The 11,868-nt window shown below is 57.4% G+C and carries 7 protein-coding genes and 2 pseudogenes; 5 read left to right on the top strand and 4 right to left on the bottom strand.

The annotated features are described in order from the left end of the window. The first annotated feature begins 718 nt into the window (after positions 1-718). Positions 719-2,356 (top strand): class I adenylate-forming enzyme family protein, encoded by a 1,638-nt coding sequence (locus BRA1253DRAFT_RS28335; protein ID WP_007600072.1) that lies wholly within the window; start codon positions 719-721, stop codon positions 2,354-2,356. A gap of 155 nt (positions 2,357-2,511) precedes the next feature. Here the strand turns inward: BRA1253DRAFT_RS28335 and BRA1253DRAFT_RS28330 are convergent. Then, positions 2,512-3,801, bottom strand: a pseudogene (locus BRA1253DRAFT_RS28330) (cation:dicarboxylate symporter family transporter). Positions 3,802-4,373: 572 nt separating this feature from the next. On the opposite strand from BRA1253DRAFT_RS28330, the gene BRA1253DRAFT_RS45400 reads away from it, so the two are divergent. After that, positions 4,374-4,589, top strand: a complete 216-nt coding sequence (locus BRA1253DRAFT_RS45400) for a hypothetical protein (RefSeq protein ID WP_245285977.1) — start codon at positions 4,374-4,376, stop codon at positions 4,587-4,589. 98 nt (positions 4,590-4,687) lie between these two features. Next, positions 4,688-5,211, top strand: a pseudogene (locus BRA1253DRAFT_RS28320) (transposase); the annotation flags it as partial. A 452-nt stretch (positions 5,212-5,663) separates the two neighbouring features. Here BRA1253DRAFT_RS28320 and dctA read toward each other — a convergent pair. Together dctA and BRA1253DRAFT_RS28310 are read right to left on the bottom strand one after the other, a co-directional pair. Beyond that, positions 5,664-6,959 (bottom strand): C4-dicarboxylate transporter DctA, encoded by a 1,296-nt coding sequence (gene dctA / locus BRA1253DRAFT_RS28315; protein WP_035995447.1) that lies wholly within the window; start codon positions 6,957-6,959, stop codon positions 5,664-5,666. Positions 6,960-7,498: 539 nt separating this feature from the next. Further along, the gene (locus tag BRA1253DRAFT_RS28310; protein WP_007600069.1) at positions 7,499-8,713 is read right to left on the bottom strand and encodes a TlpA disulfide reductase family protein; all 1,215 of its coding nucleotides are present in this window, start codon (positions 8,711-8,713) and stop codon (positions 7,499-7,501) included. Positions 8,714-9,341: 628 nt separating this feature from the next. On the opposite strand from BRA1253DRAFT_RS28310, the gene BRA1253DRAFT_RS28305 reads away from it, so the two are divergent. Continuing rightward, complete coding sequence (locus BRA1253DRAFT_RS28305) at positions 9,342-10,232, top strand: radical SAM/SPASM domain-containing protein (RefSeq protein WP_007600068.1); 891 nt, start codon at positions 9,342-9,344, stop codon at positions 10,230-10,232. A gap of 91 nt (positions 10,233-10,323) precedes the next feature. Then, positions 10,324-10,638, top strand: a complete 315-nt coding sequence (gene sugE, locus BRA1253DRAFT_RS28300) for a quaternary ammonium compound efflux SMR transporter SugE (protein ID WP_007600067.1) — start codon at positions 10,324-10,326, stop codon at positions 10,636-10,638. A 672-nt stretch (positions 10,639-11,310) separates the two neighbouring features. Here the strand turns inward: sugE and BRA1253DRAFT_RS41865 are convergent. Next, complete coding sequence (locus BRA1253DRAFT_RS41865) at positions 11,311-11,832, bottom strand: thermonuclease family protein (protein WP_007605661.1); 522 nt, start codon at positions 11,830-11,832, stop codon at positions 11,311-11,313. Between the last annotated feature and the right edge of the window lie 36 nt (positions 11,833-11,868).

The raw sequence follows: 11,868 nt of genomic DNA, 5'->3' as shown, positions 1-11,868 counted from the left end.
ATCGCTCACGCGTGGGTCTTTTGGCTGCTTCGTGCGCACCAACCCTCTGAATGAGTAGACAAACAGGCGGTTTTTCTGCCGTCGGACGAGGCGGCGCTCGAGTGGCGGATCCTTCTCGATGCAGAGGCCGCGGTGTGCTTGGGGCACGACCAGCTGTTGCGAGTTCGGACTAGACGATTGCCACAAACAGTAACGCCGCGGGCGAGCGGCTTTGAGATCGTCGCCAGCGGCTCCCTCGTGACGATCGGGTCGGTGACACCACACTGGTTCGAAGGAATTAATCAATTTGGGAAGCACGATTGAACCTCCGCGCGTTAGTGGAGAAGCGGGCGCCAATCTGCTACGCGAGAGATGCCTTTTCCCGCGCACCAGCAAGTGGAGTTGGAAGTGAAGGCACAGGCGGCGTTCCCTCCGAGCCAGTCGGTTCAGCTGCACGAGGAGCAAGATGGTGGATCGCGGCTGGAAGTTGATCCTGTTCGCATCCGTGGGCACCATCCACTGCAGTCGGCATCCACATCGGCCTGCTACTCGTTAACGGCATGCCCCTTTGAGCGCCGCTGTGTGGCATTCGATTTGCTCACCAGAGTAGGTAGTGCCCCGATCACTATCGACAATGTACGCTCCACTACTAGCTCGCAGGCTAACGGACTTATCGAAGGGAATTGTCGCGCCAGCTTAGCCCAGCCTTTCATTGTCTCCTAACCCGAGGTTCATGATAATGTCTTCTAAAAACTGGACATCAAGCAAGCTGCACGACCGCATGGCACACGCGCTGCGCAGGAGCGACGCACTGGAGGCCGCATATGAAGCCACAACAGTGGGACAGCTTGTGTCGATGCGGGCGTTAACACACGGCTCCACAACCGCCATTGATGTGTTCGAGCGCGATGAGCGCGCGAGCTACTCCGAGATGGATCGGAGATCCAACCGTTGTGCGCATGGGCTGCGCGCATTCGGAGTGCGGAAGGGCGATCGCGTCGGGATGATGCTGCCCAATCGGATCGAATGGCCCATCCTGTGGTTCGCGCTTGCAAAGCTCGGCGCGGTGATGGTCCCTATCAACATGTGCTACACGCCAAGGGAGATCGCGCACATTTTGGATGAGAGCCAGGCCAAATTCGCCATAGTCGACGAATCTGCATGGCCAGTATTTTGCGCGATGGATCCTTGGCCGCAAGAGCTTATAAATGCGCAAGTGATCACCGTCGGTCAAGATTCCAGCGGGACAGCGATCAGTTTGCGCCAATTGCTCAAGGATAGCGATGATTCTCCGGTGGACGAGGATGTCCAGCCTGAGGACCTGTTAACCATACAATATACCTCGGGGACGACAGGCTTTCCCAAAGGCTGCATGCTGACGCACGACTATTGGGGAGTGTGTTCGTCCGTAGTTGCCTTCCTTAATCCTCACAAGAGGTATCTGAGTTGGGCGTCCTCATCCTATATGAGTTGGCCCTTCATTCTTTTGAACTCATATCGACAGGGCGGGACGGTGTACGTCGCCCAACAATTGGATCCATCGCGGTTCATGCATTGGCTGGCGACATTTCGCATCGAGTGGTGTGCGCTTCCGAGACTCGTCGCGGATGCCGCCTACGATGTACCGACATGTCTGAGAAAGGTGTGGCAGTACGACGGGTGGCGCGGCGAAACGGTACGTCGCTATCGCGAGCACTTTCGCGTGCACGGTTATAACCCCTATGGAATGACGGAAATAGGAAACGGCACGCAAATGCCTCCAGATCTCGCAGAAATGAATGAGGCTGGCTCGGTCGGGATTCGCTCTCCCTTTCGGGAGTTGCTCTTGGTGAACGATGATGGAAGCCCTACTTTAGAGGGCGAAGTTGGCGAGCTGTGGGTAAGGGGACGTGGAATCTTCAAGGGCTATTGGAACAGGCCGGAGACGAACGTCAACAGCTTTGACGGCGAATGGTTTAAAACGGGTGATCTATTACGGCGCGACGAACTCGGCTTTTATTGGTTCGTGGGACGTAGGACGGACACCATCCGCCGGTTTACGGAAAATATTGCTGCGTACGAGGTGGAGACTATTATTCGCGAGCTCCCCGAGGTCGCCGATGTGGCCGCGGTCCCTGTTCCCGATGAGAGGTGGGGCCAGGAAGTCAAGGTTTACGTCGAGCTGAAAAGCCGAGGCGTTGGAGCCGACCTGCAGGTCGAGTGCATTCTCGCGCATGCGCGTGCTCGGCTTGCTGAATTCAAGGTGCCACGGTACATCGCGTTTATCCCGAGGCTTCCGAGGACCGTCACTAGCAACAAGGTACTCAAACATGAGCTGATAGCCATCAGTGACCCGTTATTGAAGACGTATGACTGTGAGGAGAAACGCTGGCGCTGAAGCCGCTGTTTTCGTTCAGATGCGCACGCAGAGGTGGCTCGAGCCATTCAGCCGTGAAAGCGGTTCCGAGTCTCCCCGCAGGGACGCTCCCGTTTGGACACTTGGTTTGCAGCTTCAGGCCTCGAAGCTCTTCAATTTATCTCCAGGGTTCCTCGTTAAAAAACGGCGCGTTTCCCTCCCGACATCAGATCGCGGTAAGGAAACGACGCGACAGCGGACCACCAGCACACATATACCGCGGCAATACCGCTCCCGATAATGTTAGTAAGCGTGCGCGCCTCTCTCATAAACTTGGGACAAGCTCAGGACTGATCACCGTCAACGGTGCGGCCAGGGTGGAGAAACCAGTACCGGTAACACCGCTTGGGCCCTTCGAGGTGAGTATTGCCACAACCAGTTTCGTGAGCTGCTGCCGAAGTTGAGTTCGACCCCGAGCGCCTGCGCGATGAACAACGTCGCCAACGTCATGTAAATGTTGGTCCCAGCGAAATTGAAAGAGTATCCGGTCAGGACCACTAGTCTAGGCCCACGAGCGGCTTGGAACAGCCCCGCCGTTCGAGTTTTTCCATCAACTGCGGCAGTGCGCTTTCGGACGACGACGTTCCGAGCACCATCAACAGCTCATCCTTGATGTAGACGATGACCTTTAGATTAGAAAAACCGACCAAGCGCAGGATCGGGCCAAGCACAATGATCACGAAGAGCCCAGCTGTCAAATAGAACAGCGCAACCAATCCGATGAGTCTACCGAGCGCGGACGGTCCGAATTCGCCGCTGGTGTAGCCCATCGCGTCAACCGCCTCGGTCGGCGCTGTCTTCATCACGATCCTAATGACACCAAACACGCGTGCGCAGCGTCGTCAACCAGACACCGCGCATCCGCTCACCCCCTCGCCAAAGCGTCGTCAGCGAGAACCCGAATAGGGTGGCAAACAGCAGCACCTGTAGCACGTCGGCTCGCGCCAGGGCGCCAACCACGCTATCCGGAATGATATTGAGGAGGAAATCGACCGCTTTCTGCCCATCCGCCTTTTTGACGTAATTGGCTACCGAGGCGGCATCAGCCTTGGGAGCGAGCCCACGACCGGCCTGAACGAGATTGCCCATCACGAGACCCAGGACGAGCGCGAAGGTTGATACGATCTCGAAGTAAAGCAGCGCCTTGACGCCGACTCGGCCGACCTTTCGTGCATCCTGAACGTGCGCAACTCCGGATACAACGGTACAGAAGATGATCGGCGCCATCACCATTTTGATCAGCTTGATGAAACTGTCACCAAGCGCTTTAACCCACCTACTCGTCCCCACAGCAGGCCACAACCAGCCAACGAGAATGCTAATCAGCATCGCGATGAGCACCTGAATGTAAAGAACATTGTACCACGGGCCAGATGGCTGGAACAGGGCGTCGGCTTTGCAGAGCGGCGCTGGCGGTCAATGTACATCATGCTCGACCCGGCGCCGTGGTATCAGAGATGGGTCACAATGAAGGTACGGCTTCGCTCAGCTGGTCTTTCGGTGAGCGGCACAGGGAGTCTGAACGCCCCAGATGGTCCCGTCCATTGCTGGCGGATTGGCGCCTCTCCCGAATCAGCTTGTGGTCGACGCGAAGCGAAGTTCTAAATCACGTCTGAGAGCAGCGATAGAAAACTTGAAAAAGCTTCCTTGAGAGTCAGCTACTTCGCGCTCATGCACATAGGACAACGCCAGCTCTACCGCTGATACTCGATCGACATTCGAACGTCCTGCGCCGCCCGAAGCGCCCTGATACGCTCCGCTATACTCGTGTCTTGCGTAGTACAAAGCGAGTTGACCATCGGCTTTTCTATGGCAACAGCCGCGCTCTAGATTTCTTTCTTGCTAGGGATGCCTACGATCTTATTGTGTCAGACCGGTCACGCTTCAAGGCCGAGGCCATGGGCAGCAAGGACGAAAAAAGACCCAAATCGAGGCATTTGGATCGCCAGGTAGTAGGAAACTGCCGAGCGCCACAAAGCGCCATTGCAAGAACCGTGACATGCCGCGGCCCGCGACATTCGACATCGATAAGCTGCCGGGCACCCCCAACTTGACCGCATTAGAGGCGGCCACGGTCATCCGGCGCGCGCCCGGTGCACTCGAGCAATGGCGGCGCGACCCGAACCACCCGCTGAAATGGCGCTACGTCGATGGCCGCCACCCTATCGAACAGATGCAGTGCGTAACTATCTGGCAAGTGCGACAAAACCACTAAGGCCCCTCAGCCGCATAATTCTCACGGAGACGCCCGAGGAGCTCGGCCTTGATCGGTCAGCGGATTCGTCAACTGCAGGCGCGCGATTTTCCCGACCCTTCTGGAAGGCAGCCGGTGAGGTCTGGCCGAAAACGTGTCTGCAGCGCGGCTGGGTGCACAAGACCGCCAACGTACTTGCCAAGCTACCCAAGAGCCAAACGCCCTTTTGCAGGAGATCTCGATGGGCGAAATCAAGGTCACAGCCGAGCTGGCGTTCGACGCCTTCATCGAGAGCTACACGCTGAAATACGAGAAAACCGCCGACTGCCTGCGCGAGGATCGACACACGCTGCTGACTTTCTACGACTTCCTGGCCGAGCATTGGAAACACCTACGCACGACCAACCCCATCGAAGGCACCTTCGCCACCCTGTGCCACCGCACCATCCGATCGAAGGGCTGCCTAGCCAACAAGACCGCGCTCGCGATGGTCTTCAAACTGGTCGCGGGCGCGCAGAGAAGCTGGCGCCGCCTCGACGGTCATAACCAGTTCTCAAAGCTCGTGCTCGGTGTGAAATTCAAGGACGGGGATCGAGGTCATCGCCAAGTCACCGACCGCCAGCCCACGACCGCCGCCGCCTAACCGGCTCAGGCCGTCACCAAACTTTGGCGATAGCTCTCTCCCAAGCACAGGGCCATGGACCTCTACAGCGGTGTTCTCAAGGACGTTCGCTTTGATGACAACGATAGCCTCACGCGCGCTGCAACGTCTCGACCCAACCATCTTATCGGAAGCGATGTCGTAGTTCGTAAACTGATGAACTGTGACCTTCGCCACAGGGTTCTCCTGCTGCCTGATCCTCGCGCTTTAGTCCACGATGAGTTCGCCATGCACGACCGTCATCCGAATCGGCGATTCTAGCTACTAAGCCTAGATCATGCGTGATCTAAATGATGCTCATAAGGGAAACGGTCGAGCCGGCTCGCTTTCGACACATGTCTCCACCGGATGGTCGCCTGCTACCAGTCAGGATTGAACGGTACGGCTTTGTTGGCCCGAGGCATTCGTCGGCGATCTAGGCTGAGCTCGCACATTTATTTTAACTGCGCGTGTAGCGAAACATTATCGAGTTCGCCTTCCCACCAGGACACGAACACCGCTGCAATACCGTTCCCGATGATGTTGGTAAGCGCACGCACCTCGCTCATGAACTTATCGATCGAGAATACGATCGCAATGCCAGGGACAAGCTCAGGACTGACCACCGTCAAGGTCGCTGCCAGGGTGACAAAGCCGGCACCGGTAACACCGCTTGCGCCTTTTGAGGTGAGCATCGCCACAATAAGTATCGTGAGCTGCTGGCCGAAATTGAGATCGACCCCGAGCGCTTGCGCGATGAACAAGGTCGCCAACGTCATGTAAATGTTCGTCCCATCCAAATTGAAAGAGTATCCTGTCGGCACCACAAGGCCAACGACCGCCTTCGAACAGCCGAGCCGTTCCAGTTTTTCCATCAACTGCGGCAGCGCGCTTTCGGATGACGATGTTCCGAGCACGATCAGCAGCTCATCCTTGATGTACCTGATGAACTTTAGAATAGAAAAGCCTACCAAGCGCGCGATCAGGCCAAGCACAATGATCACAAAGAGCCCGGCTGTCACATAAAACAGGGCAACCAATCCGAGGAGTTTACCGAGCGCGGACGGTCCGAATTCGCCGATAGTGTAGGCCATGGCGCCGAACGCCCCGATCGGCGCTGCCTTCATTACGATCCTAATGACTCCAAACACCGCTTGTGCAGCATCGTCAACCAGACCGCGCATCCGCTCACCCCCCTCTGCAAGCGCCATCAGGGAGAACCCGAATAGGATGGCAAACAGTAGCACCTGGAGCACGTCACCTCGGGCCAAGGCGCCAACTACACTATCCGGAATGATATTGAGGAGGAAATCGACCGTCTTCTGCGCTTCCGCCGTCTTGACGTAGTTGGCGACGGCCGCGGCATCCCCCTTGGGAGCGAGCCCATGACCGACCTGAGCGAGATTGCCCATCAAAAGACCCAGGATGAGCGCGAAGGTTGATACGATCTCGAAGTAAAGTAGCGCCTTGACGCCGACTCGGCCGACCTTTCGTGCATCCTGAACATGCGAAATCCCGGAGACAACAGTGCAGAAGATGATCGGCGCGATCACCATCTTGATCAGCTTGATGAACCCATCACCAAGCGCTTTGACCCAGCTACTCGTCCCCACAGCGGGCCATAGCCAGCCAACGAGAATGCCAATCAGGATCGCTATAAGTACCTGGACGTATAGCACTTTGTACCAGGGCCCAGATTTCCGAAACAGGGCGGCGGGTTTGACAGAGCGGCGCTGGCGCTGATTGTACATCATGCTGGCCGCCGCGCCGTGCTCGCAAAGAGGGCGCTCAATGAAGGTACAGCTTCGCTCAGTGTTCCTTCACTGGGGGGCGCAGGGGAATCTGACGTCTCCGAACAGCACAGTCCACAGCCGCGGACTGGCGCCTCTCCCGAATCGGCTTGCCGTCCACACGGAACGAAGTTCTGAACCGCTTCCAAGAGCAGCGAAAGAACGTTGAGAAAGCTTCCTTGAGAGCTGGAAAGCATCAGCGTCACCACCCATTTCTATCTTTTTGGTTGTTCGAAGATGCCATCCAGCATCTTCTAGGACGCCAATCTTAGCAGCCGTCGACCACTCTTCACTTCAGCAGGCACTCTCGCCGCTATCGCGTCGGAGCGACCAACCTTGAGGAAACACTCGCCATCAGAACTCATGGTGGTGCGGCCTCCCCTACGTTCACCGGCTCGCGCCTCCTGTCCTCACTTCATGTGAATGCCCCGACATTCCCACGAGGCTTCGATTTCGATCGCAAAACCACGAGGCCGAAAAGACATGCCAAGCAGCATTGCTCACGCTGCCTCCCTTGGCGATCTCGGTTCCGGTTTTTCGAGAGCCGTGTTTTGCGGGGCTGAACAGCACTCCTCGGAAGAGAGCTTCTCAGTCCTGTAGCTCGCCAAGGCCTGGACGGAGCGCTGCACGGCGTCCCGTTTCGCTAGATCGGAGGCAGGCGCTGCATCCAGCCACTTCAGCGCCACCTCGACCAATTCCATCGCGCGGTCCCTCTTACCGGTCTCGTAATAGTACTGAGCGACCGCCCCGTACGACAGGAACTTCGCGCCTTCGCTGCCTTGGGGCGGATTCGCCGCCAATATGTGTTCGGAGAGCTCCTTGCCCATGGCAAAGCGCTCCGCATGTGGAAAATCGGAGTAGTCCTTTGCGGGGTCGAACAGTTGTCGGATCGCGACGCTCATCCAAACCACGGACTTCTTCTCGATTGCGTCGCGAACTAAAAGGCGCAACACCGGCAGGCCAGCCCCTAGGTCGCGTATCTTGTGAAGCAACAATTCCGAGTGAAGCCCACGGAAGGTGACCTCGTCCGGCATTGCCGCAAGGGCCTCCTCGATAGCTGAAAGGGCTGCCGGCCAATCCTTTCTCTTCATGGCGGGGTCGAGTCTGCCAAAGATCGGCTCCACCAGAGCTCTCTTCCGCGATAGCTCACGCTTTCTGCGTCGGCCCGTGTTTATCCTTTCCGCATCCAGCGCTTTGGCGTCAGCGCTCATTGCCCAGGATCCGTTCAGAATTTTGGGCAAGGCATGATCGAGCTGCGCCGGATGGCCAATAAAGGCGATGCGGCCGTCACGGTCAACGACGAATGACGTGGGCATCCCGACAGAAAAGCTTGGATCCAGCCAAAGCTTGTTCATTTCGCCGGCGTAGTCGAATGCGATTGCGTAGTTCAGACTTGGCAAACTTTTTGTCAACCAAGCCTCCAAGCTGGCTCGTGCTTCGTTTTCCGTCGAAGCTTGTTCATGAGCCGCGATGCCCACCACCTCAACTCCGTTGTTCCTGTATTTGTCTTGCAGGACCACCAGATTTGGCATCGAGGCGATACATGGTCCGCACCACGTCGCCCAAAATTCGAGGATGTATACTTTCCCACGTTCGAACTTTCTAACGGGCTGGCCGCGTAGCCAGTTCTCCACTTTGATCGAGGGGGCCCGCGAACCGACGCTCAGCAGGTTCGCCGCCCCGACTTGACTTGCGCTCTCAGTCAGACTGGTCATTGCTCAAATTCGCTTTACCTGGCTCTGCGGAGAAAATAGCAAGTCGCATGCCAGCCAGCGCTCATTGAAATTTCGCATTTTTTGTATCATTCCTGTCGAGCTTGCGACGCATGTCGCATATCCGACCAGCTGCTTGGAGCTTCTCAGGCAATCAGTCGGTCGGAGGTTCTTGACGCGCCTGGGGGCGGCGGCAACGGCCTCACATTTCATAGGAAGGCTGCCATTCAATTGATTTCGAAAGAGCTTGAATCGTACATAGCGTCATATTGTACGCTATCGATCGCAGTTGCGCCTCCGTTGTGCCATTGCGAAGACAGTTGTCGCGGATGCGTCGGTTTATGGATCATACCGCCAATGGAATGAGTGATGCTTGTTGGAATAAGCGAGAGGTTAGATCGCCGCGGTCGATGCACGTGCACTCGGCAGCCACCAGGTCCTGCTGGACTGGGGCGCTAAGGTGAGTGAGCCTTCGGCGCTGTCTTCATCTATCGGGGCCGCGGCTTGCGACCGTGCCGTGCCGCAGGGATGGGCGACGCACCGGGAATGATGCATGAGCGAACCGGATGAGGGAGGCAACGCGAGGGTGCCCCCTCAAAGATCTCTTTGTTCTTAATAGCGGAGCGCGGACTTGGATAATATACAATCGATGACTGCACAGGAGCTGCGCTCTGCAATTAGTGGCGGCAGGGTCTTGGAGGTAACCACGACAACCGGCTGTGTCGTCGGATGTTCTTATTGCCAGCAGGACAAGTTCGCCGAACGGCAAAGAGCTATATCCGACGTGAAGCATCTTTCTTTGCAAGATTTCAAGCGGTGCCTGGCGCGCGTACCAGCAACTGTGGACATCAGCTTTTCCGGGTATTCGGAGCCTTGGCTCAATCCGGCTTGCACCGAAATGGTTGAGCATGCCTACGCGTGCGGCCATGGAATCCGGATTTTCACAACCCTCGTAGGAATGAATGGGCGGGATCTAAGACGCTTGCGTGCGTTGCAGTTCCGCGGTTTCCTGGTGCACGTTTTTGACGACGGTACGCATATGGACAGTGGTCTCGTCAGGCGCAACTATGTCGATTTGGTGCGTCAACTTGTTGATGCCGGCATTTCGTCACTGCTCTTCATAGTCATGGGCGAGGTGCATCCCGAACTAGTCGACATAATACCTGACGAAGCGCTCGTTCGCTCGCGTCCCCCGCGCAGCAGGCCTGCGAGCGGCGAGCTTAGGATGGTTGAAGCACGACAGCCAATCGTTGGAGCGCTGACATGTCCTGACGAACGGCAATATCGGAATGTTCTTCTCCCAAACGGCGACGTTACTTTCTGCTGCATGGATTTTGAGCGACGGCACGTTCTGGGCAACCTTCTCCGCGACAGACACAAGGATCTCTTCGAAGGGGCAACATTTGGCAAGATTGCCAGTCGCATGAACGGCGCGGACGGTTTTCTGCTTTGTCGAACATGTGAATTCGCCGAGCCACTGAGGTCGGAATGCTCATCCTTGAGAGCAGTTGACCCTAACTGATCGAAACGAATCGGGAGCCCAGGCGAGGACGGCCTTGCCGCTCATCATCACATCAGCCGCGGGGACGACCCCGCCATGAACGGAGGTCGCCATGGCCTGGAGCATTTTGTTGGTCGCCGGCCTCCTGGAAGTCGCCTGGGCAATTGGCCTCAAATACACCGAGGGCTTTACCAAGCTCGTTCCGTCCGTGCTCACGCTCGTGGCCATGGCTGGCAGCGTGATCCTGCTCGGCCTCGCTCTGAAGACGCTGCCCATTGGAACTGCCTATGCGGTCTGGACCGGCATCGGCGCGGTCGGCACCGCGGCGCTCGGCATCATCCTGTTCGGGGAGCCGGCCGCCGCGTTTCGCTTTGCCAGCATCGGACTGATCGTGGCCGGCATTGTCGGGCTGAAGCTCGTGTCCTGACGAAGACGTCGAAAGCATTGACCCCACTAGGTCAACGCCGCAAGGATCGGAGACTTGCCGCCGTGATTGTCCGGCATGGACAATTGAGTTGGGCGCGTTCCAGCGCACCGCCGAGGGCGCTGCGCCGACAACGGCCCCGGTGATACTGTGGCCGAAGAAAGTCGCCGTAAACCAGATGCCGATGCAGGCCCTCTGGGCCGAGACCCGTTGACCGCTAGCCTCAGTGTCGCAACGCGAACGCCCATGGTGAGGACGATACGCCCGTCGGCAACCGGCGTGCCCACGGCCATGGCGTCTGGCCCGATGTACCACGCGGAGCGGCACGAACAATTCGCCACCGAACTCGCGAATACGAATAGAACAGTAATGGATCCCAGGTATGCCGCTGATGCTCCGGGGCGCCAGCTAAGAAAGTTCGCTTGCCCGAGTCATACGATGTCTGCCCTACGGAGCTGCAGGGGAGAAGATGCATCACAGAACGATATGATCGGCAGAGCGTCTTCATTTGCTCCGAACTGCTTCCGACCATCCCGCCCAAGAGTACGAGACCATCCTACTCGTTGAGCATGGTTGGGGCGGCAGTGGTGAACTTGACTCACTCCCGATCGAGCCAGCTCGCCCGTGACTGTCATCTCACGCGGAGCAACCGCGTATTCTGGTGTAGGGTAGCCATCAAGGATGTGCGTTCGCGTCGTCAGAACAGCTGGCTGGTCGACCACCCAACCGAATGCAGGCTCGATATAACCAAGGTACGGCAAAGCTGCCCGCCCATAAGCCCAGCCCGGCACGATCGGCCGCGCGTTGCGCAGCATAGTATCGTCCCCTGGAGTATTGCTTCCAATCGAGCACGAGACCGTTGCGCACCAACCATTCTCCAATATCGGTGCCACCAGCTGAACAGGTCGCTATCGTCCGTCCACACTCATCCTCCAGGACTGGCACGCAACTGACTTCGCGATCTTCAACGAAGCTTTCAAGATCGCGCGCGGCCCTGAGGCCACATTGATATGGATTACCCTTGATATCTCGGCACATTTGGGTCTCATCCGGCGCGTCAATGCCCCAGAGTCGAACGCGTGTTCTGTTGATTTCAAGGGTGTCGGTGCTGATGACCTTTGCCGGCCCCGTCAGCCCGCCGGCCAGGACGATGCTGAACAGTGCGAGCATGGTCAACACCACGATCAAGCCTGGCATGGCGATTTTCTTTGTCGGACCGCAACCATTCCCGAC

Source organism: Bradyrhizobium sp. WSM1253 (assembly GCF_000244935.1).
GTDB lineage: Bacteria > Pseudomonadota > Alphaproteobacteria > Rhizobiales > Xanthobacteraceae > Bradyrhizobium > Bradyrhizobium canariense.
This window is presented reverse-complemented; position numbering and strand designations above follow the sequence as displayed.

Excerpts from the sequence above, each read along its gene's own strand:
- BRA1253DRAFT_RS28335 (WP_007600072.1), top strand. The coding sequence starts at position 719 with ATGTCTTCTAAAAACTGGACATCAAGCAAGCTGCACGACCGCATGGCA.
- BRA1253DRAFT_RS45400 (WP_245285977.1), top strand. The coding sequence starts at position 4,374 with ATGCCGCGGCCCGCGACATTCGACATCGATAAGCTGCCGGGCACCCCC.
- dctA (WP_035995447.1), bottom strand. The coding sequence starts at position 6,959 with ATGTACAATCAGCGCCAGCGCCGCTCTGTCAAACCCGCCGCCCTGTTT.
- BRA1253DRAFT_RS28310 (WP_007600069.1), bottom strand. The coding sequence starts at position 8,713 with ATGACCAGTCTGACTGAGAGCGCAAGTCAAGTCGGGGCGGCGAACCTG.
- sugE (WP_007600067.1), top strand. The coding sequence starts at position 10,324 with ATGGCCTGGAGCATTTTGTTGGTCGCCGGCCTCCTGGAAGTCGCCTGG.
- BRA1253DRAFT_RS41865 (WP_007605661.1), bottom strand. The coding sequence starts at position 11,832 with ATGCCAGGCTTGATCGTGGTGTTGACCATGCTCGCACTGTTCAGCATC.